Consider the following 24710-nt stretch of genomic DNA (forward strand, 5'->3'; position numbering starts at 1 on the left):
GTCACTTGCGGCGTTGTGCTGCCATGGATCCTGTCGGTCCCCGGCTACGCTGCAACTCTGGACCAGGAGCGCGAACAGGCCGTTGCACTTGCCCAGGAAGGACGGGTGTTCGAGGCCGCCGAGCGCTTGCGTGCGCTGGAGGCCCGCTCCCCGAATCAGCCCCGCCTGCAAGCGGACCTGATTGTTGTGTTGCGTCTGGTCGGGGATAACGCGGCGATCGTCTCTCGAACCCAGGACCTCGATCCCGAGTCCGTCCCGGACTATGCCCACATGAGCTGGGCCTTCGCCCTGCGTGACGAAGGCGAATTTGCGGCAGCGGCGGCTATCCTGCGCGACTCTAGGAAAAGGCTGGGTAGTTCCGCGCAGATCCTTTTCGCCGTGGCCAGCGCCGAGGCAGGTGATGCAGCAACGGCGCGCCAGGCCCTTGCGGAAATCGACCCCTTGCCCGAATCGGTTCAGGAGCTGGCTCTGATGGCGTATGGCTTGCGCCAGTCGGATACACCGCGTCAGGCCCTGGCAATGGCCAATCGTGCGCGCGCCCGCGATCCGCAGCATCCTCTGGCTTTTCAGGAGCAGACACTGGCCTTGTGGACGCTTGGGGCCAGCAACCGGGCGTTTGCCGCGATGCAGGAACGCCCGGACCTGTTCGAGGTCGATGTTCGCTATCAGGCCGAGGCGGATGCGATCGCGGCGGATATCCGGCAGGCACTGGATATCCGCTCCAAGCTGGAGGCCGAAGGCCGCCACGAAGAGCGGGACCGGGAGCTGAATCGGGTCCTGGCCAGCGCGGACGAATTTCTTTCGCGCATCCCGGAGGCGCATCCGCAGCATTTGCGGGTCCGTTTCGATCGAATCGCCTTGTTGCGGGAACTCGAGCGAATGCCGGAGACGGTTGCGGCGTTCGAGGCACTACCGGAGCGCACAATCGCCCCGGCCTATGTGCGTCGAGCGGCGGCCGATGCCTACCTGGCTGAAGAGCAGCCCGAAACGGCCCTGCCCCTGTACGAGTCCCTGGTTCCGGAGGACGAGCCGCCGGAGGTCTCGTTGCTGCTGGACCTCTATTACACGCACATCGCGCTCGAGGAATATTCCGCGGCGGCGGATCTGCTTGAGCGCGCCCAGCGCCACACGCCGGTCTGGCTGGATATCGATCCGGATCGTGATCCGATCCCCAACTGGGAGCGGGTCGACGTCGATCAGCTTCGGGTGTATGACGCGGCCTATCGCCAGGATCTCGATCGAGCCTGGGAACGCAGTGGAGAACTGGTCCGCCAGGCTCCGGCCCACGCCGGCCTGCGGAACACCCAGGCGCGCATGGCTCGCTGGCGCGGCTGGCCGGCGCGCTCGCGGGACATCACCGAAGTGGCGGAGCGCTGGGCGCCCGATGCACGGGATACGCGACTCAATCGGGCGGAGAATGCGCGCGACCTGGGCGAGCACGACACCTGGGTCCGGGAAGTCGAGTCCCTGCGGGCCGATTATCCCCGCAGTACGGATGTTCAGCGCCTGTCCGAAGAGCTGGAAGACCGTGGCCGCCCCTCCATCGAGAGCGAGGTCGTTTTTGGCCGGACATCGGGTGGCGAAGGGCTGGTAAGCGGTGATCGCGACCGGGAATGGCGTACCCGACTGAATTCGCCCTGGTCCGATCATCCACTTCGGGCCTTTCTGGAACATCGCTACACCACGGCGTCATTCGGCGATATCGATGGACGCTATGACCGCATTGGTGCGGGCATCGAGTGGGACGCGCGGCGCCAGCAGGCCTGGTTGCGCTTCGATCGTGATCTCAAGGGGGATGCCAATCCCGGGATCGCGGCCGGATGGTCGCGGTGGCTCGGTGACCACTGGCGGATCGGCGTCGAAGCGGACAGCTACTCGATGGAGACGCCCTTGCGGGCGATCGATGCGGGTCTGAAAGGCTGGTCGGCCTCGGCTTCCGTGGACTGGCGGGCCCACGAATCCCTTTCGGCGTATGCCAACGTGGGCCTGTTGTCGATTGATGACGGCAATCGCCGGAGCTCGCTGGGCGGGGGCGTCACACGACGAGTGTATGCCAGTGCCCACCACACGACCGATGTGGGCGCCGATTTCTTTTTCCAGAACAACAGCCAGCCGGGCGGACCCTATTTCAACCCGGAGCAGTCGGCCAGCACCTCCGTTCGGGTGGACCACGACTGGATTACCTGGCGTGACTACGACCGGGCCTTTACGCAACATTTTCACGCCGCGGTCGGTACGGGCTACCAGTCCGGGTTTGGCAGTGACCCGACGGTGGCGCTGCGCTACGAGCATCGCTGGGATCTGGATCGTCGCTGGTCCGTCGACTACGGCCTCGGCTGGGGTTCCACCACCTACGATGGTGACCGGGAAGACCGGCTGTTCGGGCTTGTGCGCCTGCGAGGGACCTTCTGATGCGTCGTCTTATGATCATCCTGCTGATGCTTGCGGGGGTATCGCATGGCCTAGTGCATGCGCAGGACGCCTTCACCATCCCGGATGGGCACTTCCTCGCGCTTTCCTATCACGATGTACGCGACGACGTGCAGCCGGGGAGGGATGCGGACCCGTACGCCGTCAGCACGCAGCGGCTGGTGGAATGGTTTGACTGGATGGAGCGGCAGGGGTGGCGGCCGGTTTCGTTGCAGCAGATCGTTGATGCCCGCGAGGGAAGGGAGCCGCTGCCGGCCAATGCGGTGCTGCTGACCTTCGATGATGGTCTGGCCAGTGTCTACAGCCACGTGTTCCCGTTGTTGCAGGCCTATGAGTATCCGGCGCTGGTCGCGCTGCAGACCGGTTGGTTGGAGACCGTCTGGGCGGGCGAGGATGTCACCTACAACCCCGAGACATTCGCGGATGTCGCGAGCCCCGAGCCGGCAGCGGATCAGCCCCCGCCCGGGACCGTCACGTACAACGAAGCGCCGCTCGGAGCCGAGGGCTTTCTGGCGCTGTCCGAGTTGCGCGAGATGCAGGCATCGGGGCTGGTGGAATTCGCCAGTCACAGTCACGACCTGCATCGCGGCATCCTGGCCAACCCGCAGGGGAACGAGCAGCCAGCGGCCATTACGCGTCGTTATGACCCGGAAATCGGCCGTTACGAGGACCACGACACATTCCGTCAGCGGATCCTCGATGACATGCGGGCCAGCAATGCCTCGCTGGAGGCGATGGTAGGTGTTGCGCCGCGCGCCATCGTCTGGCCCTACGGCGCTCACAGTGCGGAGGTGGACGCACTGGCGACGGAGGCCGGGATGCCCTGGTCGATCTCGCTAGGCGCGGACCCGGTCAACCACCCGGAACAAGCGCGGGTCAACCGCTTGCTGATCAGTGGAGATCCGCGGCCGGTACAGATTGCGCAGAGCGCGCGTCCCGAATCCGCGACACGTGCGACATCGCCGCAGCCACAGCGGGTGGTCCATGTGGATCTTGACTACGTCTACGATCCCGATCCGGAGCAGACCAATCGCAATCTCGGTGTACTCCTGGACCGCATCCAACGGATGCAGGTCCGCACGGTCTACCTGCAAGCCTTTGCCGACCCGAACGGTGATGGCAACGCGGATGCGTTGTACTTTCCGAATCGGCACCTGCCCGTGCGTGCCGACCTGTTCAATCGCGTCGCCTGGCAGCTGCGGACGCGGGCCGGCGTGCGCGTGTATGCCTGGATGCCACTGCTCTCCTTTGATCTGCCCGATCAGGACCTCCATGCCGAACTGTCGGTGCAGCGGCCCGGGCCCGAAGGTGCCCCCGTGCCGGCGGATCGTGACTATCGCCGCCTGAGTCCGTTTCTTCCTCAGTCCCTGGAGATTGTCGGCGAGATCTACGAGGACCTCGGGATGGCGGCAAGCGGTATTGCCGGGGTGTTGATCCACGACGACGCCTACCTGGCAGCCGACGAGGACCTGGCGGCCTGTCAGGACGGAGCGCGCTGGCCCGGAACGGACCGCCCGCTCTCGGATTGCACTCTGCGGCCGGAGGAGAAGACCCAGGCCCTGATCGATTTCGGGGAAGAGGTGATCGGCCGGCTGCGCTATTTCACCAATCTGTCTCTCGAATTTCGCACCGCGCGCAACCTGTATGCGCGGGTGATTCTCGAACCGGAAGCCGAGGAGCGGTTCGCCCAGGCGCTGCCCGCTGCGGTCGAGGCATACGACGAGGTCGCCATCATGGCCATGCCCTGGCTGGACGGGACCGAGCTTCCGCCGGATGTCTGGCTGGCCCGACTCGCGGATGCGGTGGACGAGCAGATCGGGGGCTTCGAGGACGTTGTATTCGAGTTGCAGGCGCGTGACTGGCGAGGCGAAGGCCGCTGGCTGGAAGCGACGCTCTTGCGCGACTGGATGGAGCAGCTTGTGCGGCGCGGGGTGCTGAACTTCGGGTACTACCCGGACGACTTCCTGCGGGATCAGCCGGAATTCGGCCCCACGTTCGAGGGCATGTCTCTGAATGCCTTCCCTCATCCGCGATAGGGAGTCGGCATGACCTTCAACGCCCTGACCAATTTTGCCTTCTTCTACCCGCTAATCATGGCCTGGGTCTGGATCATTGGGGGCGTCTGGTATTACCTCCGCTGGGAGCGCCGCAAGGGGGCCGATCCCGATCATCCGCCCGACAGTGGCAGTCTGGCTGCGTGCAGCATCATCATTCCTTGCTTCAACGAGGCAGAGGTGATTCGCGACACGATCCATTACGCCCATGCGAGCGAGTACCACGACTTCGAGATCATCGCCGTCAACGATGGCAGCAGCGATGCAAGCCCCGAGATTCTCGAACAATTGACTCACGAGTATCCCCGTCTGCGCGTGGTGCACCTGGCCAGCAATCAGGGCAAGGCCGTTGCCCTGCGGACCGGGGCACTGGCGGCGCAGAACGACTTTCTGATCTGCATCGACGGCGACGCGTTGCTGCATCCGAACGCCGTGGCCTGGATGATGTTCCACCTGACTTCGGGTCCCCGAGTGGGCGCCGTTACCGGTAACCCGCGCATCGTCAATCGCAGCAGCCTGCTGGGCAAGCTTCAGGTTGGGGAGTTCTCGGCCACTATCGGTCTGATCAAGCGCGCCCAGCGAGTCTACGGGCGCATATTCACCGTCTCGGGCGTGATCGCGGGTTTTCGTCGCACGGCCCTCGATCGGGTCGGGTACTGGAGCAGCGACATGGTCACCGAGGACATCGATATCTCCTGGCGGCTCCAGCTCGACCACTGGGACATACGATACGAGCCCAATGCGCTGTCTTACATCTACATGCCGGAGACTCTGGCAGGACTTTGGCGTCAGCGCCTGCGCTGGGCTCAAGGGGGGGTGGAGACGGTGCTCCGCCACGGCGCCAGTCTGTTCCATTGGCCCAAGCGGCGGCTATGGGGCGTGGCCCTCGAGTATGGGGTCAGTATCGTCTGGGCCTACGTCATGTTTGTCATCATCCTTGTGGCCTTTCTGGGTCTGGTGATCGAGCTTCCGGAAGGCTGGATCCAGCCGGGGCTGCTGCCGCAATGGGCGGGCGTAATTCTCGGACTGACCGCGCTGATGCAGTTCCTCGTCAGTTTGATGATTGATCGTCGCTACGAGGTCGATGGCCGGTTTTTCCGCAATTATTTCTGGGTGATCTGGTATCCACTGGCGTTCTGGCTGTTGTCCATGGTCACCACGGTCGTGGCGGTCCCGCGCGCCCTTCTCAAGCGTTCCGGAGAGCGTGCTCGATGGATCAGCCCGGATCGCGGGCTGCGGCCCCCGGAAGAATGAGCCCATGAAGCACTTGCGACCGCGTGTTCCCAAAATGATCGACCGCTCGGATCTGGAGCCGAGTAGAAAGCGCTATATCAGTCAGTTGGTCAGTCTTGTTGGATGGGGCATCTGGATCTACCTGTTCACACCCCTGATCGCATTGGTCGGGTGGGCGCTGGGCGTGGAGTTGTTCGAGCGCTACATCCTGGATGACCCCATGGGCACGTTGCGGGCAATTCAAACGTACGCCATCGCGATTGTCTCGGCGGGCGCGATCTTCATAGGGTGGGCCGGTTACAACTGGTTCCGCTTTCACAACAAGGAACGTCGGCGCGCACCGGAACCGGTCGGGACCGAGGAGTTGGCCCGGCATTTCGGCATCGATCGTGACGAGGCCGAGATTATCGCAACGGCTCGCATTGTGACGGTTCATTTTGATGAGACCGCACGGATCGTCGATGTCCAGACCATGGTTCCGCGAGCTCCATCGGAGCTCGCAGGCGATTCCGACGAATCCAGTGACTCTGATCCGCCGGCGGACCCGAATGGGGAGCGCCGCTACGGCTGACTGGCGGTGGTTTCTTTGTACGCCCGTTATTGGTTGGCCTTGCCGCCCGCGGGGTTACCTACACGCCGGATTGCTTCGCAGCGCTCGCAATGACGAGATGGACGCCAAGCGGGCTAGTCGCTGGTCTCGCCCTCGACCGTGGTCAGGCCGAAGGCGTGCCACATCTGCATGCCGCCGCGGTACCACTTGATGCGCTCGGCCGGGTAGCCGAGGTTGGTCAGGGTGCGGATGTTGGTGGGTGACTGGCCGCACCAGGGGCCGTTGCAGAACAGCACCAGGGTCTTCGCCCGGCTGAAGTCGTAGAAGTCGCCGTCGAAGATTGCGCCGAAGTCTTCGGTCAGCACGTTGCGCACGTCGTCCGGGTCCGCGCCGGAGGCGAAGTGCAGGCGGTCCCAGGGGATGTTGACGGCGCCGGGGATGGTGCCGCGGCGGTATTCGCGCGGGGTGCGCGAATCGATGATCACCAGGTCGTCGCGCTCCGTGGTCTGCTGGAGGTAGTCGATGAACTCCAGTTCGCCCAGGGTCTCGACGCCGCGGCCAAGGCTCATCGGCTGGATGCAGAATGGCGGGCAGGGCCGCGCGATCTGTGCGTAGTCGAGGTCGATGGTCGCGAAGGTGTCCTGGTCGCGGGCTACCGTCACGGTCTCGTTGCCGTGGCGCACGTCGAATGCGGCCATGTCGGCGGTGATGCCGACCTCCGTTTCCGCGAATGCCGGAGCGGTCAGGAACAGGACCGCCGCTGCGAGCAGGCTCGATCGCACTTTTCGTGCGCTAAAGGGTGCTTTCATGGGGGGAGTCTCCGCTACGTCTCTCATACGTCGAACGTAGTCTCGAACTGCGGCGCTTGCGCGAAATAACGCCTGCCCGCGTGGGCATTTCCTGACCCGGCACGGTCCTGCACGAGGGGGCGCGCGATCCATCAGGCGGGGGGTGACCGATGATGTACGGACGCCTCGGTATTCGGGGAGTCGTGCAGGTCTGGTAGGGTGCGCGCTCGTTTGCGCGGGGCAGGTGCGCGCAGGATTGCGTCCAGAGGAAGGAAGGTGTTTGTGTTGCGAGGAATGCGTACGTTTTGGGTGGCCGGCATTGCGCTGGTGGCCACCGGATGTTCCATCACCCAGTCGATTGAGCCACTGGATGCGGTGGATGTCAGCCTGGTCTGCGTGCTCGACAACCCCGAGATCCACATGGCTGGATTTCAGCCCGAGATGCGCGAACTGATCGAGCAGCGAGGTATCCGCACGGACGTCTATTCCGGTTCCCGCCCTGCACGGTGTTCGCATTACCTGGAACACACCGCGAACTGGAAGTGGGATCTGGCAATGTACCTCTCGTACGCCGATCTTCGCGTCTATGACGCCCAGGGCCTGGCGGGGCAGGCCACCTACGATGCCCGCAGCGGTAGCGGGCGGATGGACAAGTTCGGGCCGACCCGAGAGAAGCTGGCGCCGCTCGTGGACGAGCTGTTCGCGCAAGTGAATGCCGTGGAGTTGATCCGCGGAGGTGAACAGGCGGATCAGGGACGCGATGAAGACTCCGACGGCCGTTCGGTCGAGGCGCGACTGGAAGAGCTGGATCGCTTGCACGACCGGGGGCTGATTACCGAAGCGGCCTACGAGGAGCGCCTGCGCGCCATCCTGGCGGATCTTTAGCACGCCCCGCGCGGCGCCGCGCCCTTTCCCGACCGCTACGCGTCTTCGTCCAGCAGGTCGCGGATCTGGTCGATCACGCCGGGTTCGGTCCATTCGATGGCGCCGAACAGGTAGTAGCGCAGGCGGCCCTTGCGGTCGACGACGTAGCTGGTGGGGTAGGCCATCGCGCGCCAGTCGTCGAGGGAGTCCTGTTCCGGATCGAGGAGGATGGTGAACTCGGTCTGCACCTCGTCCTCGATGAAGCGTTGGATGGTGTCCTCGTCCTCGCCCAGGTTCACCGCCAGGATGCGAAAGCCTTCGTCGCGCAGTTCGTCCTCCAGCAGTTGCATGGACGGCATCTCGTGCACGCAGGGCGGGCACCAGCTGGCCCAGAAATTGATCAGCACCACCTCGCCGCGATAGTCCTCCAGTCGATGGATATCCCCCGCCAGGTCGGGCCGCTCCAGCGGCGGGGCCGCCACGGGTTCATCCAGGGCGTTGAGCTGTGCGTCGGTGCCGCTTGGGGTGCGTACTGCCAGGTCCGTGTCCGGTCCGGCCACGGCGGGTGTGCGTTGATGAGGCAGCCGCGTCAGCAGTTCCAAGGCGAAGATGATTTCGCGGTGGAAGGTCTCGCTGGCGAGTCGCTCGGCTTCGGTCGCATCGGGGCGGAAGAAGAAGCGGTCGCGGATCCCGGGAAGCAGGCGCGCCCCCACTGCACTGCCGCCCTCGGTCAGCCCGCTGCGAATCCGCCCGAGATGCTGGCGCTGGGGCGACTGGGCCGGTTGCAGGATGTACACCGGCAGATTGGTCAGCCGGACGATGGGTTGTAGTTCGGCCTCATCGGTATCCACGCCGGTATGCAGGAAGGGGCTGGTCATCAGCAGTCCGGCCAGGTAGTCCGCCTCGGGGTGGGCTTGTTGCCACTGGTACAGGCCGGTGAGCAGCCAGGGCAGGGCACGGTCATGCCCGAAGGCATAGACCGGTCGTCCGGTATCGGTGTGGGTTGCCTCGATCAGGTCCGTCACCGTGGCGGTGGGCATGTCGTCGAAGCTGGATGCCGCCTCGGGCAGGAAGTGGCCGGTGAACGGATCGGCCAGCCAGGTCTCGACCCCGGCCGCCTGCAGCGCCAGCGCCTGTTGTCGATGGCCGTCCTGCAGGCCGTGTTCGGAGGGGAACCACAAAAGCACGGCGTCGCCATCGGCGCGATAGCGTTCCACCGGGATCTCGGCCCCGCCGGCCTCGATCGAAGCGGCGGCGTCGACTGCGCCCGTCGGGCCGTTCGCCTCCTGCGCCAGTGCGGCGAACGGGATCATCAGCAGGGCCGCGAGGGCAAACAGGCGTACGAGAATACGGTGTGTCATGGAAACCTTGGTGAAGGGGCTCGGGAATAGACGCGCGAGAGCTTGATATTGCTCCACGGATCTCCTGCAGGGTGTCAGGATTGTGTTCGCAGTCGGGGATTCCGGTCCCTACAACGCGGGCATGCCTGCAACGGGTATGGGTTCGGCGGGGGCGATCATGATGCGGTCACGTCCGCCGTCCTTCGCGGCGTACAGGGCCTGGTCGGCGCGTCCCAGCAGCGAGTCCATGGTGTCGCCGGGGTGGAAGCTGGCGATCCCGGCCGAGCAGGTCTGGCCGTTGGGCATCGCGGTGCGCAGGCGTTCCAGCACGCGGCGGGCCTGCTGCGCATCAATGTGCGGGAACACCACCACGAATTCCTCGCCGCCAAAACGTGCCAGCAGGTCCGTGGGCCGCAGGATGGGACGCCAGGCATCCACCATTTCCTGCAGCAGGGCATCGCCGGCTGCATGGCCGTGGGAATCGTTGAAGCGCTTGAAGTGGTCAATATCCAGGAATGCGAGGTTGAGCGGGCCCTGGGTGCGTTCGGCGCGGGCGATCTCGCGGGTTAACTGTTCTTCCAGGTGGCGACGATTGCCGGCCCCGGTCAGCGGGTCGGTACGCGAGAGGTTCTCCAGGCGCTTGGCCTGGTGCTGGGTCTCGCGCAGCAATCCAGCCATGCGGTACAACACCAGCAGGAACAGCAGGATGGAGGCGATCGCCGCAACGCGAATGATCTCCATCTCGCTGCCCGCCGTGAACAGGATCACCATCGGCACCAGGACGGACGCGGCGCCCAGCACGAGCAGACGCCGGCCGGAGAGCTCGGCGTGCGAGATGTGTGCGCGCGGTTCGGTCTTCGCGGAAGGATGCCATGCCGCCGCCACGATCAGGGAATAGGCAATCAACCAGAAGGCATCGGTCAGTCCGCCCGCGGTGTACCAGCCGGTGGAGTTGCCGTGGGCGTAGAGCAGGTCGGCCGTCAGATAGGCGAGCATCCCCAGGAGGAGGAAACTGTGGGCCGTGATGCCGGTTCGGTGGAGGAACACCAGGCGCAGGACCAGGGGCAGCAGGATCAGGTCCGCGACCGGATAGCCCGTGGATACCAGCAGTTGCAGCCAGGTCAGGTCGGGGTCGTAGGTGTAGGGTGCGATCAGCAGGGCCCACCCGAGCACCGCGGCCGAAATGCCCACGATCAGGGCATCCACAAACGCGCCGTCGTCGCGTGCGGTCTGGCTTCCCAGTTGCCACAGCGCGATGGCGAACAGCGGGTATACCGACAGGTAGAAGATATCCGCGGCTGAGGGGAAGGGTTCCAGGCCCTGCAGATCGAGCCAGTACCAGATGCCGTGGCCGATGGCCGCCAGCGTCAGTACGGTGGCGATCAGGCCCCAGGCGGTCGCGGCGAATGGCCTCGGCCGGCGCAGTGCGGCGATGCCGACAGCGAGGGCAGCGCTTGTGGTGCCCAGCACGTAGAGACTGCTGGCCAGCAGGCCATAGGGCAGGGCGACATAGGTTGCGGTCAGCAGGAGGCCAATGCCCAGAAGAACCTGCCAGGTATCCGGCCGAACGGCCCGGGCGCCGCGATGGTTTCCCCCGTCAGCGCAGTGCGTGTCGTCGTGCTGGATACTGGCCCATTTCCCCATGGATAATATGGTGACAGACCGATTGCGGGTTGTCCCGTTTCGGCATGCCTCTTGAGCCGCTCAGCCGGGCGCCACGGGCTACAAATAGCCCGTGGCGCCCGGCAGGTTACGTTACAGGCCGATCAGTTCGGCGTGGACACCGGTCGCGGTTACCGTGTCCAGCAGCTTGCGGCTGTCGACCCGTTCCGGATCGTACTCCACCACCATCAGGTGGGGCCGTTCGTCGTGACTGGAGGCGGCCATGACGCCGGGGAGTTCACGCAGGGTGTCCTGGATGCGCTCGCGGGCCGCGTGGTCGGTGTTTTCGTCGATGTGGATGGTGACATCCGCCATGTGATTGCTCATTGGGGGTTCCTTCGGCTGCTGGGCCGTGTGCCTTTACCCTGAATATAGACACTGTACGGGGTGGCTCAAGCGGAGGCCTGGCCGGCGGCGGAACAGGGGGCTATGGTGGAGGGATGGACGCCACAAGGAGAATCACGATGCGAGCGATCTGGCTGGGACTGGCCCTTGCCGCGGTAGGTAGTACCGCGCAGGCCGAAGAACTGACGGGCGACACGCTGCTGGAGGCCGCCAACGCCGAGATCACCAACATCGACAAGGAGGGCCTGCAGGAGTGGATCGCCAGCGAGCCGGACCATGTCGTGATCGACGTGCGCACCCGCACCGAGATCGAGCACACCGGCGGGCAGATCCGGTCCAGCGAGACGCTCAATATCCCGCGTGGCTGGATCGAGTTCGAGGTGCCCGGCGAGATCCCGGACAAGGACACCCCGATCGTCGTCTATTGCGGCCAGAACCTGCGCAGCGTGGCCGCCGCGCAGACCCTGCAGCAGATGGGCTACACCAACGTGCAGAACTACCCCGGCGGCTTCTTCGAGTGGCAGGACGCGGGCCTGCCACTGTACGTGCTCGACAAGGCGCGCGACTCGTTCCTTTATGACCGGCCGCAGGAGGTGACCGATGGCGTGTGGTCGGCGATCGGCGCGACCCAGCCCTCCACCTACGAGAACTCCGGCCACAACAACAACCTGTCGTTCATCATTACCGAGGACGGCGTGGTGGTGATGAACGCCGGCGACAACTACCTGCTGGCGAAATCACTGCACGAGGAGATCCGGAAGCTCACCGACCAGCCAGTGAAATACGTGGTGCTGGAGAACGCCCAGGGCCATGCCATGCTCGGCATGACCTACTGGCAGGAGCAGGGCGCCACGGTGATCGCGCACAAGGATGCCTGGCGCGAGATCGAGGCCAACGGCCAGGCCAGCCTGGAGGGCGCGGCCAATCGTACCCGCGACAAGGCGTTCATGACCGAGCTGGGTACGCCGGATGTGACCTTCGCCACCCGCCTCGACCTGGACATGGGTGGCGAGACCATCCAGATCCGCTACCTCGGACCGGGCCATGCCCCGGGCGATATCGCCATCTGGGCGCCCGCGCGCAAGGCGCTCATTACCGGCGACCTGGCCTTTCACCAGCGCATGCTCCCGATCTTCGATTACACCGATACCGCCGGCTGGATCGAGACCTGGCACGAACTGGAGGCCCTGGATGCCGACTACATCATCCCGGGTCACGGCGAGCCGGTGAATGACTTCGACGTGCTGCGCCTCTACACCCACGACTACCTCGTGCATCTGCGCGAGGAGGTCCAGCGCATCCTCGACGAGGGCGGCACGCTGAACGATGCCTACAACATCGACCAGTCCGCCTACCGCCACCTGGACACCTACGGCGAGCTGCACCGTCAAAACGCCGGCCGCGTTTTCCGCACCATGGAGTTCGAGGACTTCTGAACCAGAATCCGGGTGCGGTGACCCGGTCATTGCGATCGCAGCGAAGCAATCTCCATCCGAAACCACCGGACCCAGGGTCGACTCAGGGTCCGGTGGTATATCCCTGGGCGGGACCGGCGGCATTGGGCTCGGTCGACAAGCTCGCAAAGCCTTTTTCTCACCCCATATCGGCTTGCATATGGCATTCACCAGATATTCGCGCTAAATTAGAACGAACGTTCGGTTCGGTTGTGGTGATGACGGAAAACCCGAAGCAATCAGTGCGCGGTGCCGCGCTGCGCAAGCTCGTGCTGGATACTGCCCTGGAGCGGTTCAGTCGTGATGGCTATTTCAATACCTCCATCCATGACATCCGTCGCCAGGCCGGGGTCTCCATCGGCTCGATCTATCACCACTTCGGCAACAAGGAGGCGCTGGCCAAGGCGCTGTACGACGACCTGCTGCAACGCATGGACGCCGGCCTGGCCGAGGTGATGGGGCGCGAGAGTGACTGCCGTGCGCGCTGTGACGGGATCATCGCGTTCCTGTTCCAGGCCGCGATCGAGGCCCCTCAGACCCTGCGCTTCGTGCTGGAGGCGCGCCACCGCGAGTTCCTTCCGGACGAGCCGCCGGTGTGTTCCTCGCAGCCGTTCCAGCGCATGCGCGAGTGCATCGAGCAGGGCATCGAGCGTGGCGAGGTACGACCGATGGAGGTTCCGGTAGCCGCTACCGCCGCGTTCGGCGGCGCGATCCGCCTGCTGCACCTGCACCTCGACGGTGTCCTGGAGCAACCGCTGGCGCACTACCTGGCCGAGACGCAGGAGGCTGCCTGGCGGGCCATCGCCATGACTCCGGCGGATCGACCGTGACCCCCGCTTTCAATCATCGAAGGAGATTCCCCTGATGAAGATCGTTGCTTCCGTGTTCCTGCTGCTGGCCCTTTCCCTGACCGCCCTGGGTGTCCAGGCCGATGCCCCAACCGACGCTCGCGCCCTGGAGGGCGTCGAGCAGGGTCGTGTCGTCTTCGACCTGAACAACACGGACCCGGAGATGCTGGCGCTGTACCTGATGGTGATTCGCGAGACGCATGAAGACCTGACCGACCAAGGCGTGGAGCCGGACATGATCCTTGCCTTTCGTGGCCAGGCCGTGACCATGATCAGCGAGGACCGCGAGCGCTTCGAACTGACCGAGTTCGATCACCTGGACGCGATCGAGGAGCACATTGCCGCCTTGCGGGAGAAGGGCGTGCGCATGGAATCCTGCTCCGTGGCCACGCGGCTGTTCGGCGTGGACGCTGGCGAGCTGCTGCCCGGCATCGAACCGGTGCGCAACACCTTCGTCTCCCTGACCGGCTATCAGGCGCAGGGCTACGCGGTCATCCCCATCTACTGAGTCCGAGTGATTCAGGCTCCGAGTCCGGGGACGAGACACCCGGACCTAAACCACGAAAGGAGGAGTATCCATGCGAAACCGAATAGTGATCCTGCTTGTGGCCCTGCTGCTGCCGCTCGGGCTGGGTTCGACGGCCGCCGCCGAGGGCCTGGACAACCGCGAGGCGACCCAGGGCATCGAGACCATGCGAGCGGTCTACGACATGCGCAAGTCCGACCCGAACGTGATGCTCGCCTATTTGCGTGGCATCGCCACCAACCACGAGAACCTGATCAAGGAGGGTGTGGAGCCCGATCTGCGCATGGTCTTCATCGCCGAGGCCGTCAAGTTCATCACCACGGATCCCGAGCCGGAGATCGCTATCGACCACGGCGACACCCTGGAAGAGATCGCGAAGGCTGTCGACCGCCTCGATGAGCTGGGCGTGAAGATGGAGGTCTGCGCCGCCGCGACCCGCGCCTACGGGGTGGACAACGACAAGGTGCTGGACGCGATCCAGCCGGTCCGCAGTGGGTTCATCGCCGTCATGGGCTACCAGAACCAGGGCTACGCACTGGTCCCCGTCTACTGAGTTCCCGTCGGCCCTCACACGGGCCCGTTCTTGTCGTCGCAGGGAGGCGACGACTTTTTTGCCGGCAGCGGAGTGGAAAACCGCTGCGAACCTGTCCGGGGGGCGTCGGGCGCACGGGGCATCCGTGACCCGGTCTCCCTGATCATCGGTCCCTCCTCTATCGGCCTCGAGTGACGCCCTCCACTCGGCCCCGTGCTTTTCGAATACCATGCTGCGCGAGATTCGGGAGTTGCTCCGGCGGGAAACCTTGCGGGCGGGGCGGTGTCCCAGCCTCGCGTGCTGCCAAACGGCATTGGCGCGAAGTGATTTCGCACCGTGGGCGCCCCGGACGATCGAACCGGGGCGCCCACGGCCCTCACCGAATCCACGGGATCAACGCAATGCCCAGCAGTCGTGATCTGCTTGACGGACTGGCCCACCTGACGGGGATCCGCAATGCCCGGCGTCTGGAGTACAGCCTGCTCAAGACGCTGGACGACATCTACGAGAGTGCCCTCATCTGGGCGATTCAGCTTGATGCAGAAGGCCAGCCCCGGAGCCTGCATACCTTTGATCGCAAGCACGATGCCGTGATGACGGTGCCGTTCGATCCCGAGGATCAGCCTGTGCCCGCCGGGTTGCTGGAGCAGGCGTTGGCGACCGGTCAGCCGGTTTCGGAGGCCGACGTGTCCGGCCGCCGGGTCTCGGTCTTTCCGATGTCCGGGCTCAACGAGTTCAGTATCTGCCTGGTGTTTTCATTCGATGGCGATGGCGCTGACGCGTCACTGGATGCACGCCTGGTCAAGAGTTTCCTTTCGGTGTATCGCAACTTCGTCAAGCTGATTGATGACGCCCAGACCGATGAGCTCACCGGCCTGCTGAACCGCAAGACCTTCGACGACAATTTTCGCGACCTTGCGACACTGGAGCGCAGCGTCCACCGGCCGGGCCTGGCGGAGGACCGCCGCTAGGAGGCCGATCCCGAGGAGACTCAGATCTGGCTGGGCGTGATCGACATCGACGACTTCAAGAAGGTCAATGACGGCTTCGGCCACGTCTACGGCGACGAGGTGTTGATTCTTCTCGCGCGGCTGCTGCAACAGAGTTTCCGCGACAATGACTTGGTCTATCGCTTTGGCGGCGAGGAGTTCGTGGTGCTGGCCGAGGTTGCCGGTGCCGACAGGGCGGCCGCAGCCTTCGAACGCCTGAAACACGCGGTCGCCGCCTGCACATTGCCGCGGGTCGGCCGGGTTACGACCAGTATCGGCGTGACCCAGTTGCGCCCCTACAAGACCGCCAGCGTGGTGCTGGACGAAGCCGATCAGGCCCTGTACTACGCCAAGGCAAACGGCAAGAACCAGGTCTGTTTGTTCGACCGCCTGGTTGCCGAAGGCGCGATTCAGACGCCCACGATCAGGACCGGGGAAATCGAACTGTTCTGACCGCGCTTGTCGGCCGCTAACCGCGCGCTAGGCGGCGGTTGAGTGCGTAGACCGACAGCGGCGCGAACACCAGCACGATGCCCAGTGCCCAGGCCAGCGACCAAAGTGCCGGCTCAAGGGCCGGACCATCGGCATTCATCAGTGCGCGCGCCGCGTCGGCCAGCAGCGACACCGGGTTGGCCTGCACGAAGCCCTGCAGCCACGGTGGCATCGTATCCACCGGCACGAAGGCCGAGCTCACGAAGGTGACCGGGAACAGCGCGGTAAAGCCGAACAGCTGCACGTGTTCCGGGTCGCGTGCGATGACGCCGACCAGCACCATCACCCAGGAAAAGGCCACGGCAAAGGTCAGCACCAGCGCCACCATCGCCAGTAGATGCGCCCACGAAGTCTCGAGCCGAAAGCCCAGCAGGAATCCGACGACCAGCAACAGGGCAATGCACAGCAGCTGCTTGACCACGTCCGCCAGGATGCGCCCGGCCAGCGGCGCCCAGCGCGGGATGGGCAGGGCGCGAAAGCGGTCGAACACGCCGCGGGTCAGGTCGGTGTTCAGGCCGTGGCCCACGTACACGGTGACGAACAGCATGTTCATTACGATCACGCCTGGCAGCACGAACGCCAGGTAGTTCTCTGGCGAGCCGGCAATTGCCCCGCCGAATACGAACAGGAACAGCACCAGAAACAGGATCGGCTGGATGCTGTAGTCGCCCAGCTCCCAGGGGTTGCGCCGCACCTGCACCAGGCTGCGCCAGGCGAGCGCCAGGGTCTGATCGAGGGCCTTCATGGCGTGTCCTCCGCGTTGCCCGACTCTTCGCGGCAGGCCCCGCTGCGCCCGGTCAGGGACAGGAACACATCATCCAGACTGGCGCCGCGCAGCCCCAGCTCCGCGACCTCGATGCCGGCGGCGTCCAGCTCTCGCAGCAACGCGGGCAGCAGGGCCGGGTCCGACACCGGTACGCTGATCGTTTCGCCCTCCACACGGGGCGGGGTGCCCACCATCGCGGCGACCCGCTCGCCGGCCGCCGCGGCCTGTTCCGCGCGGGCCACCATCAGGAACAGCGAGCGTCCGCCGACCCGGGCCTTCAGCTGTGCGGCGGTGCCTTCGGCGATCACGCGTCCGTGGTCCAGTACTACGATGGCATCGGCCAAGGCGTCGGCTTCCTCCAGGTACTGGGTGGTCAGCAGCACGGTTGTGCCGTCAGTCTGCAGTTGGCGGACACGCTCCCACAGGTCGCGGCGGGCCCGCGGGTCGAGGCCAGTGGAGGGCTCGTCGAGGAACAGGATGCGCGGGCGCCCGACCAGGCTGGCGGCCAGATCCAGCCGGCGCCGCATCCCGCCGGAGTAGGTCTGGGCCGGGCGCTGACCGGCCTCGCGCAGGTCGAAATCCTGCAACAACTCGTCAGCGCGGGCCCTGGCGTCACGGCGTTTCAGGCCCAGCAGGCGGCCGATCAGGATCAGGTTCTCCCGTCCGGTCAGCTTCTCGTCCACCGAGGCGTACTGGCCGGTCAGGCCGATGATCTCGCGCACCCGAGCGCCGTCGCGAGCCACATCGAAGCCGCCTACACGGGCGACCCCGGCGGTGGGCGTCAGCAGAGTGGCGAGCATACGCACTACGGTTGTCTTGCCGGCGCCGTTGGGCCCCAGCAGGCCCAGCACGTGGCCGGCCGGCACCCGCAGATCCACGCCGTCCACGGCCCGCGTACCGCCAAAGTCGCGCACCAGGCCTTCCACTTCGATGGCGTTGTCCAAACTCGTCTCCCTGTTCGATGCCCTTGCTGAGACGCCGTCTGGCCGTACCGGTTCCTCAGCGTGTCCCTCAGTCACCTTGCCGCACCTTCAACAGGTCGCGGATCTCCGTCAACAGTTTCTCTTCGTTGCTGGGCGCCGCGGGTTCCTCCGCTTTGGCCTCTTCCTTGCGCTGCAGGCGGGCGATCCCCTTGATGGCGGCGAATACCACCACGGCGATAATCAGGAAGTCCACCACGCGCTTGATGAACAGTCCGTAATTGATCGTGACCGCCGCCACGCCGTTCTCCGCCTCGCGCAGCACGATCGCGAGTTCTCCAAAGTCGACCCCGCCGATCAGCAGGCCGATGGGTGGCATCACTACATCGGATACCAGTGATGACACGATCTGGCCGAACGCCAGCCCGATGATGACCCCCACGGCCATGTCGACCACGTTGCCGCGCGCCACAAACTGCTTGAACTCGTTCACGATGCCCATGGCCCCTCTCCAGTCGATGACGTTGCTAGATCTATAGGCCACAGCCGGGGCTGTTGCTGTGGAAGGGTGGAGGGGGAGACCCAAGTTTGCACGGGGGATACGTCAGTGCGAGTGCCGCGGCGTTGCACTCGACGCGCGTGATTTTTCGGCGCGATGCTGTGAATAGATGCATGGTCTATAAAGGTTATAGCGGAGCGTTGTGGATCCGCTCCAGAGGAGGGGGCAATGAAACGACCAGAATCGGCATATCCTTCGGCCATCGGACGTAATCCACTGGGTGCCCATTTCGCGGCCGGGCTCGCGGTGGTCCTGTTGTGGTATTTCGCCTCAGTGGCCCAGGCGTCGATGGGGCCGGATTTCAGCGAGCTGTTTGGTAACAGCGACTTTATCGAGATCATCGAGCGTGACGAGGGGCTCGAGACCCGGCCGACCGGGTACGTCTCCCAGGACGCCGAACCGGATCATGTATTCCGGATCGACCTGGACGAGGGGCAGGTGCCGATCGGGCAGGGCGTGGTCTACGACGGCTTCCTGATCGACGGAAAACTGCCCGGGCCAACCTTGCGGGTGACCGAGGGCAACATCGTGCGTATGGAGATCAGCAACAGCGGGGATGTGATGCACGGCGCCTCGATCCACGCGGCCTACACGCAGACCTCGAAGCATGTCGGGCACATCCTTCCCGGGCAGACCAAGTCGATCACCTTCCGCGCGACCACACCGGGGGTCTTTATGTATCACTGTGCCCCGGGTGGTCATGCGATCCCCATGCACGTGATGTTCGGGCAGTACGGCATGATCGTTGTCGAGCCGCGCGACGAACCCTACAAGCTGGAAGCCGACCTGGGGCAGGAGCCGGACCTGAAGCTCTATATGTTGCAGCACGAGCTGTATGCCAGCGGCAAAGAGGCGGTGGAAGGGGATGCCAGTTACACCGCGTTCAACGGCCAGCTGTTTCGCTACGTGGAGAACCCGATCCCCGTCCGTCCGGGGGACTACGTACGCATGTACTTCCTCAACGTGGGCCCCAATCTGCTGTCGACCTTCCATATCGTCGGCATCGTCTGGGATTACGTGTACTGGCAGGGGCATCCCGAGGCACTGTGGCCCGGTGGGCAGACGGTGACCACGGGGCCGTCGGATTCCTGGGTGATCGAGTTCCGTATACCGCCGGAGGAAGGGGTCTACACCATGCTGGATCATGGCGTCGGGGCCACCAGTCGGGGTGCCATTGGGCTGCTGGATGCCCGAGCGGATGCGGATACACCAGCCGCGATTCTGGCCGAGGGGCCCGTTTACGAGTCGGAGGAACGTGTGGAACGGATCAGCGAAGCCCGCCGCATACTTTCACCGTTCGGGATTCCCGAAGTCGAGGCCAATCCGATTCCCGCGCGGGCCGACCGTCCGGTTCGCTTCGGAGCGGATGTGGACGAGGTCGTGATCGAGATGAAAGGCAATTCCTTCTATCCGAAGAGCGTTGAGGTGGCCCCCGGCACGAAAGTCACCTGGGTCAACGAGGATGTCTTCACCTATGGGCTCGGGGAGACCTCGGGCGCTCACAACGCCGTCGCCATGCGGGGGCCACAGTCGTTTTCAACGGCGATGCTGGAGCATGCCGAAAGCGACAGCGTCACGCTGACGGAGCCGGGTACCTACGACTACATCTGTGCCCCGCATCCCTACATGCAGGGGCGCATCGTCGTACGTGACCCCGACTGAGAGTTGCCTGCCCGACCGCCTGTAGTCGTCCAGGATTGGCGCGCCGGCGGGTTTCAGGATCCGTGGGCGGTGCGCGAGTCTTCAGGCGCCTGGGCGCGCTCGTGCATCCCGTAGTCGCGGACCACCTCGGCCACGCGCAGGCGGTAGTCGGCGAAGATGCCGCCGCGGCCGGCCGCCTGCACCTGGCGGTGTTCCTCGAGGTTGCGCCATTCCCGAACGGCGGCTTCATCCCGCCAGAAAGACAGTGACAGCACCTTGCCCGGCTGGCTCAGGCTCTCGAAACGCTCGATGGAGAGGAATCCGTCGACGTCTTTCAGGTGTTCGCGCAGACTCGCGGCCGCATCCAGGTAGTCCTGTTTGCGTTCGGCGTGTGGTTCCACTTCGAAGATTACGGCGATCATGGTGGGCTTTGGTATGGGGATGAAGGGCCGATTAGACCACGCGAACGTCGGTGTTGGGGAAGGCATTCAAGGGACGAGTGGCCAGTCCGATTCATCGAGGCACACCTGGGGCTGTCATCCCGGCTCTGCGCTTCGCTCCGGCCGGGATGACGAGCGGGGGCAGCAGCCGGTTGGGTGGTGGCCCGTGATGAGTGAGCGTCAGGCCGTCCTGGCCGCGCTTGCGTTGGGGATTTCGCGCCGGATCAGGTGGTCGACGTAGAGAAAGCCGAAGGGCACCACCCCAAGGAACAGGACCAGCAGCCATTTCCAGACTGGCCACCCGCTCAGGTGGCTGGCGATCAACGACGTCGCGCCATAGACGATGAACAGGATGCCGTGCACCCAGCCCACGTAGGTCACCGCCAGTGGCATATCCGCGTAGGTGCGTAGCGGCATGGCGACAAAGAGCAGGGTGACGAGGGAAATGCCCTCGACAATGCTGATCAGGCGGAAGAATTTCATAGGGCTGGCCCGGCGGCATGGGAATCGGCGCGGAGGGTAGCACACGGGGCCCGAACGCCTGATAACCTTCCGGTACGAGAAGCCTTTGCTCCGGTAACCAGGAACCCGCATGAGCACCAAGCCGCACTGGGAAGACGTCTACCAGACCCGCGCCACCGATGCCGTGGGGTGGTATCAGGCGGAGGCGCGGACGTCGCGGGCCCTGATTCGGGCGGTGGCGTCGGCCCCCGATGCCGCGATTGTCGATATCGGTGGCGGTGCCTCGGTCCTGGTGGACGAACTGCTGGCTGAGGGCTATCGCAACCTGACGGTGCTCGATCTGTCCGGGGCGGCGCTCGAGAAGGCGCGCGAGCGGGTCGGGGAGCGCGCCGCAGCGGTCGCATGGCAGGAAGCGGACGTACTGGAACACGCATTCCCGGAGGCAGCGCTTGATGTCTGGCATGACCGCGCGGTGTTTCACTTCCTGATCGCCGCGGATCAACGGGCCCGATACGTGCAGCAGGTGCAGCATGCCCTTCGCCCAGGGGGGGATATCGTAATCGGGACCTTTGCGCTGGATGGCCCGGAAAAATGTTCCGGCCTGCCGGTGCAGCGGCATTCCCCGGAGACCCTGCAGGACGCGTTCGGTCCGGGTTTCGCGCTGGTGAAGTCGCAACGCGAGGTCCACGTGACCCCGGGCGAGACCGAGCAGCCGTTCAACTGGTGCGTGTTCCGCAAGAACGACTGATCCCGACCGCACCACGTTCAGCGGTGCCGCCGCGGCGATCAGCGGCGTTTGACCTCCGCGGCATGGGCCTTGGCCCGGGAGCGGATCTCCTCGAAAAACAGTGCCTCCCAGCGGGTGTTGCGTTCGTCCCTCGACAGGGCGTTGTCCTGCGCCTCGCGCTTGAGGCGCTCATCCGCCCCCGCCTCCGCAGCGTCCAGGATCGTCTTGAAGCTCTCCTGTGCCGCGGCCGCCTTCGGGTCGATCCCTTGGCGTTGCAGGACATCGGCCAGCAGTGCCCCGCCTTTCTTCCACTTCGACCAAAGCCTCATAAGTGGCCCCCTGGGGTTCGTTTGGAACGGCCCGGTCCCATGCGTGACGGGCTCGGAGCCTGGGCTCCGCCAGACAACAAACAGTGTACCCGGGCGCGCCTGCGATGGAATCCGGCCGTCCAAACGGAAAAGGCCCTCCGAAGAGGGCCCCGTCAGCATCGAAAGCGGGCGATCAGTTCGAGAAGAAGCGCACGTTCGGATCGGCCATATAGGCACCGACTTCTTCCGGGTCGGCCGGGGTGATGCCGTCAAGCAGGTCGGCCTCGGTGTAGTCCGTGTTCGGCAGGAAGATGGCGCAGGTCTCAACGGTGGCGCCGTTGTTGAGCAGGTTCATCATCAGCTGCTGCGCGTTCCGGTCGGCCGGCTGCATGGTGGCGCCCTCAAAATCTTCGGTCGCCATCGTAGCGGCGGGGCCGCACAGCAGGACGCGGATCTCCTGACCCTGACGCATGCTCTGGTTGGCCAACACCATGGACATGAACTGGGTGTGGTCGTCGGCCGAGGTGACGCTGACGAACAGCTTGGAGGGCTCATCCGCCTGCGCAACTGTGCCGGCACCGGCGAGGGCGAGAAGGGCGGAAGCCGCTAGAGTCTTGATGGCTCGCATGGAGTCTCCTGATTGGTTCGAAAAATGGAACGTCAGAAGATAAGCGTATGCTGATCATAAATGCAAAAGAATGCGTCTAGATCGTGTTTATCGGGCTCCCCGAAATTCATCCACCTTCGGCAGGTGGAAGCATCGCGAACAACCTGAGGTACTGAGGCTCGGAGTGCGGCCGGGGTCTCGAGTTCCCGGTGGCCCTTGACGAGCCTCCATTTTTTGCATCGCAAGTTCGGAGCGCGTGGCTTCTCCTGACGGATCCGTTTCTTCGGATGCTTTCGTGCAAAGCGGTGGCCGCCCGCCTGGCAAGCCGGAGCCGAAGCCGAAGCCGAGCTCGCGGTGCTCTGTAGGAGTGGGGGTCAGCCAATGCGGTAGGCGGAGGCCAGGTCGCGTACACGCGAGGCGATGTCCGCGACCTCCTGGCTGGCGGTCGCCGTCTGGCGGGCCCCGTTGGCGGTATCGCCGGTGATGTCATTGATGGCGTAGATGTTCCGGTTGATCTCCTCGGCCACCGCGTTCTGTTCTTCGGCCGCGCTGGCGATCTGCGTGGTCATGTCGCTGATCCGACCGACTGCCTGGACGATGGATTCCAGCGCCTGGCCGGCGCGTTCGGCGTCGTTGCTGGTGGCCTCGGCCATTTCGCGGCCGCGGCCCATCGCGGTGACGGCGTTGCGGGTACCCGCCTGGAGCGACTCGATCATCGCCTGGATATCCGCCGTGGAGTCCTGCGTGCGCGAGGCGAGGGTACGCACCTCGTCGGCGACCACGGCGAAGCCGCGTCCCTGTTCGCCGGCGCGGGCGGCCTCGATGGCCGCATTCAGGGCCAGGAGGTTGGTCTGCTCGGCAATGCCGCGAATGACGTCGAGCACCGAGCCAATCTGCTGCCCCTTCTCGTCCAGGTTGCGCACGGATTCCTCGATGGTCGCGACCTCGCCCGACAGGCGTCCGATGTCGCTGACCACCGTGCGCACCACTTCGCCACCCGCGCGGGACTCCTGATCGGCTTCCTGGCTGGAGGACGCGGCATCGGAGGCGTTGCGCGCGACCTCCTGCACCGTCGCGGCCATCTCGTTCATCGCCGTCGAGACCTGTTCGGTCTGCGAGCGCTGCTGGTCGATGTTCCCGTTGGTCTGGGTACTGACGGCGGACAGCTGTTCCGCGGCAGAGGCCATCTGATCCGTCAGGGTGCGCAACTCGCGGATCGAGTCCTGGAATTGGTCGAGCATGCTGTTCAGGGCGCCTGCAGTGGCGCCGATCTCGTCGTCGGAGCGAACGTCGACCCGGCGCGAGAGGTCATGGTGCTCGGCGATCTCCGTGAGTGTCGCGCGCATCCGCGAGATCGGGAGTGCCACCGAGCGATACGTCCACACCCCGGTGACCACGACGATGATCAAGACCACCAGCATCAGCGCGCCGCTGCGCACCAGAACCTGGGTGTAGAACGCCGATACCCGCTCGGCCTCGGTCCCGGCAACATCGATCTGCAGGTCGACCAGCTGGGTGATCTGGTCGCTGATCGGATCGATGGTGTCGTACAGGGGACCGTTGAAGGCGTCGAGCTCGCCCTGGACATCACCGGACATCCCGCCAAGAGCCTCCTCCAGGCGGTCCAGGTGGGCGTTGGCTGCGCGGAACAACCCGCGGGCACCATCAGCCAGTTCCTGCTCACGGGGCGTCAGGGTCGTGGCCAGGTAGGCGTCCCAGATCTCGGCGATCTCCTCTCGTGCCTCACGGACGTCGGCGAGAGCCTCTTCCGCCGTCATCCGTCCGGCGTCCGCCTTGTTGACCGCGTCGATGACCAGCACCGCATAGTTGTCGGCGATGGTCTTCAGCTGCTGCAGGGGCACGACGCGGTCGTGATAGATGTTCTGCACGCCCTCTTCGATGTTGGCTGTGCCGCGTGCGGCCAGGGCCGCCAACAGCAGGAGCGCGGCCACGGGTACCACGATGGTGATGACCAGCTTGGATCGAACAGAGAGCGAGCGGAAATTCATGGGCGGTCCTTGTGTGGCCAGTATTGGGAGCAGCCCGCAACCTCGGGCCTTGACCACTGTAAACGGCCTGGCCGGCCAAACCTTGAGGTGGGTCACCCGTGGCGACGTCCGCTAGCAGTCCACTCCCAGCCGGTTCGAACAGGTGTCGGGCCTGCGCGGTTGGC

At 64.9% G+C, this 24710-nt stretch carries 23 protein-coding genes and 1 pseudogene; 12 read left to right on the forward strand and 12 right to left on the reverse strand.

Features of this window, described 5'->3' with window-relative positions; all coding sequences use genetic code 11:
- The first annotated feature begins 15 nt into the window (after positions 1 to 15).
- From pgaA to pgaD, 4 genes are read left to right on the forward strand one after another with little or no spacing between them, the layout of a single operon-like run.
- Positions 16 to 2412, forward strand: coding sequence for a poly-beta-1,6 N-acetyl-D-glucosamine export porin PgaA (pgaA, locus tag B0684_RS11195; protein WP_018650394.1), 2397 nt, complete (start codon positions 16 to 18; stop codon positions 2410 to 2412).
- The gene (gene pgaB, locus B0684_RS11200; protein WP_018650393.1) at positions 2412 to 4466 is read left to right on the forward strand and encodes a poly-beta-1,6-N-acetyl-D-glucosamine N-deacetylase PgaB; all 2055 of its coding nucleotides are present in this window, start codon (positions 2412 to 2414) and stop codon (positions 4464 to 4466) included. Before pgaA ends, pgaB begins: the two co-directional genes overlap by 1 nt.
- Positions 4467 to 4475: 9 nt before the next feature.
- The gene (gene pgaC, locus B0684_RS11205) at positions 4476 to 5738 is read left to right on the forward strand and encodes a poly-beta-1,6-N-acetyl-D-glucosamine synthase (protein WP_018167874.1); all 1263 of its coding nucleotides are present in this window, start codon (positions 4476 to 4478) and stop codon (positions 5736 to 5738) included.
- Positions 5739 to 5772: 34 nt separating this feature from the next.
- Positions 5773 to 6288 carry a poly-beta-1,6-N-acetyl-D-glucosamine biosynthesis protein PgaD gene (pgaD, locus tag B0684_RS11210; protein ID WP_018167873.1) on the forward strand — a complete coding sequence of 172 codons (516 nt, stop codon included), beginning with the start codon at positions 5773 to 5775 and terminating at the stop codon, positions 6286 to 6288.
- 113 nt (positions 6289 to 6401) lie between these two features.
- Here the strand turns inward: pgaD and B0684_RS11215 are convergent, their stop codons facing one another.
- Positions 6402 to 7076, reverse strand: coding sequence for a rhodanese-like domain-containing protein (locus tag B0684_RS11215; RefSeq protein ID WP_026304796.1), 675 nt, complete (start codon positions 7074 to 7076; stop codon positions 6402 to 6404).
- 273 nt (positions 7077 to 7349) lie between these two features.
- Here B0684_RS11215 and B0684_RS11220 point away from each other — a divergent pair, with 273 nt between their 5' ends.
- On the forward strand, positions 7350 to 7940 hold the full coding sequence (locus B0684_RS11220) for an Sbal_3080 family lipoprotein (RefSeq protein ID WP_018167871.1): 591 nt from the start codon (positions 7350 to 7352) through the stop codon (positions 7938 to 7940).
- Positions 7941 to 7975: 35 nt separating this feature from the next.
- Here the strand turns inward: B0684_RS11220 and B0684_RS11225 are convergent, their stop codons facing one another.
- The 3 genes from B0684_RS11225 to B0684_RS11235 all read right to left on the reverse strand — a co-directional run bounded on the left by B0684_RS11225 (position 7976) and on the right by B0684_RS11235 (position 11248).
- The gene (locus tag B0684_RS11225; protein ID WP_018167870.1) at positions 7976 to 9280 is read right to left on the reverse strand and encodes a TlpA family protein disulfide reductase; all 1305 of its coding nucleotides are present in this window, start codon (positions 9278 to 9280) and stop codon (positions 7976 to 7978) included.
- Between the two features lie 108 nt (positions 9281 to 9388).
- A complete protein-coding gene (locus tag B0684_RS11230) occupies positions 9389 to 10903 on the reverse strand; it encodes a GGDEF domain-containing protein (protein WP_018167869.1) in 1515 nt (504 codons plus the stop codon).
- Between the two features lie 111 nt (positions 10904 to 11014).
- A complete protein-coding gene (locus B0684_RS11235; RefSeq protein WP_018146192.1) occupies positions 11015 to 11248 on the reverse strand; it encodes a hypothetical protein in 234 nt (77 codons plus the stop codon).
- Positions 11249 to 11385: 137 nt separating this feature from the next.
- Between B0684_RS11235 and B0684_RS11240 the strand changes: the two genes are divergently transcribed.
- From B0684_RS11240 to B0684_RS11260, 5 genes and pseudogenes are all read left to right on the forward strand, one after another.
- Positions 11386 to 12702 (forward strand): MBL fold metallo-hydrolase, encoded by a 1317-nt coding sequence (locus tag B0684_RS11240; RefSeq protein ID WP_018167868.1) that lies wholly within the window; start codon positions 11386 to 11388, stop codon positions 12700 to 12702.
- Between the two features lie 236 nt (positions 12703 to 12938).
- A complete protein-coding gene (locus B0684_RS11245) occupies positions 12939 to 13550 on the forward strand; it encodes a TetR/AcrR family transcriptional regulator (protein ID WP_018176443.1) in 612 nt (203 codons plus the stop codon).
- 34 nt (positions 13551 to 13584) lie between these two features.
- Complete coding sequence (locus tag B0684_RS11250; protein WP_018176442.1) at positions 13585 to 14076, forward strand: DsrE family protein; 492 nt, start codon at positions 13585 to 13587, stop codon at positions 14074 to 14076.
- Between the two features lie 70 nt (positions 14077 to 14146).
- Entirely contained in the window at positions 14147 to 14647 is a 501-nt protein-coding gene (locus B0684_RS11255) for a DsrE family protein (RefSeq protein WP_026304795.1), read from the forward strand.
- Positions 14648 to 15027: 380 nt separating this feature from the next.
- Positions 15028 to 16068 (forward strand): annotated as a pseudogene (locus B0684_RS11260) (GGDEF domain-containing protein).
- A 16-nt stretch (positions 16069 to 16084) separates the two neighbouring features.
- On the opposite strand, the gene B0684_RS11265 reads toward B0684_RS11260, so the two are convergent.
- From B0684_RS11265 to mscL, 3 genes are all read right to left on the reverse strand, one after another.
- A complete protein-coding gene (locus tag B0684_RS11265) occupies positions 16085 to 16852 on the reverse strand; it encodes an ABC transporter permease (RefSeq protein ID WP_018146186.1) in 768 nt (255 codons plus the stop codon).
- Positions 16849 to 17817 carry a daunorubicin resistance protein DrrA family ABC transporter ATP-binding protein gene (locus tag B0684_RS11270; protein WP_018169332.1) on the reverse strand — a complete coding sequence of 323 codons (969 nt, stop codon included), beginning with the start codon at positions 17815 to 17817 and terminating at the stop codon, positions 16849 to 16851. The genes B0684_RS11265 and B0684_RS11270 overlap by 4 nt, the downstream gene beginning before the upstream one ends.
- 67 nt (positions 17818 to 17884) lie before the next feature.
- The gene (gene mscL, locus B0684_RS11275) at positions 17885 to 18295 is read right to left on the reverse strand and encodes a large-conductance mechanosensitive channel protein MscL (RefSeq protein WP_018169333.1); all 411 of its coding nucleotides are present in this window, start codon (positions 18293 to 18295) and stop codon (positions 17885 to 17887) included.
- 225 nt (positions 18296 to 18520) lie between these two features.
- On the opposite strand from mscL, the gene B0684_RS11280 reads away from it, so the two are divergent.
- A complete protein-coding gene (locus B0684_RS11280; RefSeq protein ID WP_018176438.1) occupies positions 18521 to 20014 on the forward strand; it encodes a plastocyanin/azurin family copper-binding protein in 1494 nt (497 codons plus the stop codon).
- Between the two features lie 53 nt (positions 20015 to 20067).
- Here the strand turns inward: B0684_RS11280 and B0684_RS11285 are convergent, their stop codons facing one another.
- Positions 20068 to 20415: an antibiotic biosynthesis monooxygenase family protein gene (locus B0684_RS11285; RefSeq protein WP_018169335.1), complete on the reverse strand. Its 348-nt coding sequence runs from the start codon at positions 20413 to 20415 to the stop codon at positions 20068 to 20070.
- 198 nt (positions 20416 to 20613) lie between these two features.
- Positions 20614 to 20916, reverse strand: a complete 303-nt coding sequence (locus tag B0684_RS11290; RefSeq protein ID WP_018176437.1) for a DUF3817 domain-containing protein — start codon at positions 20914 to 20916, stop codon at positions 20614 to 20616.
- A gap of 109 nt (positions 20917 to 21025) precedes the next feature.
- Between B0684_RS11290 and B0684_RS11295 the strand changes: the two genes are divergently transcribed.
- Entirely contained in the window at positions 21026 to 21643 is a 618-nt protein-coding gene (locus B0684_RS11295) for a class I SAM-dependent methyltransferase (protein ID WP_018176436.1), read from the forward strand.
- A 38-nt stretch (positions 21644 to 21681) separates the two neighbouring features.
- On the opposite strand, the gene B0684_RS11300 is transcribed toward B0684_RS11295, so the two are convergent.
- From B0684_RS11300 to B0684_RS11310, 3 genes are all read right to left on the reverse strand, one after another.
- Complete coding sequence (locus tag B0684_RS11300) at positions 21682 to 21951, reverse strand: hypothetical protein (RefSeq protein WP_018176435.1); 270 nt, start codon at positions 21949 to 21951, stop codon at positions 21682 to 21684.
- Between the two features lie 172 nt (positions 21952 to 22123).
- Positions 22124 to 22558 (reverse strand): DsrE family protein, encoded by a 435-nt coding sequence (locus B0684_RS11305; RefSeq protein ID WP_018176434.1) that lies wholly within the window; start codon positions 22556 to 22558, stop codon positions 22124 to 22126.
- Between the two features lie 353 nt (positions 22559 to 22911).
- Positions 22912 to 24546 (reverse strand): methyl-accepting chemotaxis protein, encoded by a 1635-nt coding sequence (locus B0684_RS11310; protein WP_018176433.1) that lies wholly within the window; start codon positions 24544 to 24546, stop codon positions 22912 to 22914.
- Between the last annotated feature and the right edge of the window lie 164 nt (positions 24547 to 24710).

This window comes from Thioalkalivibrio versutus, from assembly GCF_001999325.1.
Lineage (GTDB): Bacteria > Pseudomonadota > Gammaproteobacteria > Ectothiorhodospirales > Ectothiorhodospiraceae > Thioalkalivibrio > Thioalkalivibrio versutus.

Excerpts from the sequence above, each read along its gene's own strand:
- pgaB (WP_018650393.1), top strand. The coding sequence starts at position 2,412 with ATGCGTCGTCTTATGATCATCCTGCTGATGCTTGCGGGGGTATCGCAT.
- pgaC (WP_018167874.1), top strand. The coding sequence starts at position 4,476 with ATGACCTTCAACGCCCTGACCAATTTTGCCTTCTTCTACCCGCTAATC.
- pgaD (WP_018167873.1), top strand. The coding sequence starts at position 5,773 with ATGATCGACCGCTCGGATCTGGAGCCGAGTAGAAAGCGCTATATCAGT.
- B0684_RS11215 (WP_026304796.1), bottom strand. The coding sequence starts at position 7,076 with ATGAAAGCACCCTTTAGCGCACGAAAAGTGCGATCGAGCCTGCTCGCA.
- B0684_RS11220 (WP_018167871.1), top strand. The coding sequence starts at position 7,350 with ATGCGTACGTTTTGGGTGGCCGGCATTGCGCTGGTGGCCACCGGATGT.
- B0684_RS11225 (WP_018167870.1), bottom strand. The coding sequence starts at position 9,280 with ATGACACACCGTATTCTCGTACGCCTGTTTGCCCTCGCGGCCCTGCTG.
- B0684_RS11230 (WP_018167869.1), bottom strand. The coding sequence starts at position 10,903 with ATGGGGAAATGGGCCAGTATCCAGCACGACGACACGCACTGCGCTGAC.
- B0684_RS11235 (WP_018146192.1), bottom strand. The coding sequence starts at position 11,248 with ATGAGCAATCACATGGCGGATGTCACCATCCACATCGACGAAAACACC.
- B0684_RS11240 (WP_018167868.1), top strand. The coding sequence starts at position 11,386 with ATGCGAGCGATCTGGCTGGGACTGGCCCTTGCCGCGGTAGGTAGTACC.
- B0684_RS11245 (WP_018176443.1), top strand. The coding sequence starts at position 12,939 with ATGACGGAAAACCCGAAGCAATCAGTGCGCGGTGCCGCGCTGCGCAAG.
- B0684_RS11250 (WP_018176442.1), top strand. The coding sequence starts at position 13,585 with ATGAAGATCGTTGCTTCCGTGTTCCTGCTGCTGGCCCTTTCCCTGACC.
- B0684_RS11255 (WP_026304795.1), top strand. The coding sequence starts at position 14,147 with ATGCGAAACCGAATAGTGATCCTGCTTGTGGCCCTGCTGCTGCCGCTC.
- B0684_RS11265 (WP_018146186.1), bottom strand. The coding sequence starts at position 16,852 with ATGAAGGCCCTCGATCAGACCCTGGCGCTCGCCTGGCGCAGCCTGGTG.
- mscL (WP_018169333.1), bottom strand. The coding sequence starts at position 18,295 with ATGGGCATCGTGAACGAGTTCAAGCAGTTTGTGGCGCGCGGCAACGTG.
- B0684_RS11280 (WP_018176438.1), top strand. The coding sequence starts at position 18,521 with ATGAAACGACCAGAATCGGCATATCCTTCGGCCATCGGACGTAATCCA.
- B0684_RS11285 (WP_018169335.1), bottom strand. The coding sequence starts at position 20,415 with ATGATCGCCGTAATCTTCGAAGTGGAACCACACGCCGAACGCAAACAG.
- B0684_RS11290 (WP_018176437.1), bottom strand. The coding sequence starts at position 20,916 with ATGAAATTCTTCCGCCTGATCAGCATTGTCGAGGGCATTTCCCTCGTC.
- B0684_RS11295 (WP_018176436.1), top strand. The coding sequence starts at position 21,026 with ATGAGCACCAAGCCGCACTGGGAAGACGTCTACCAGACCCGCGCCACC.
- B0684_RS11300 (WP_018176435.1), bottom strand. The coding sequence starts at position 21,951 with ATGAGGCTTTGGTCGAAGTGGAAGAAAGGCGGGGCACTGCTGGCCGAT.
- B0684_RS11305 (WP_018176434.1), bottom strand. The coding sequence starts at position 22,558 with ATGCGAGCCATCAAGACTCTAGCGGCTTCCGCCCTTCTCGCCCTCGCC.
- B0684_RS11310 (WP_018176433.1), bottom strand. The coding sequence starts at position 24,546 with ATGAATTTCCGCTCGCTCTCTGTTCGATCCAAGCTGGTCATCACCATC.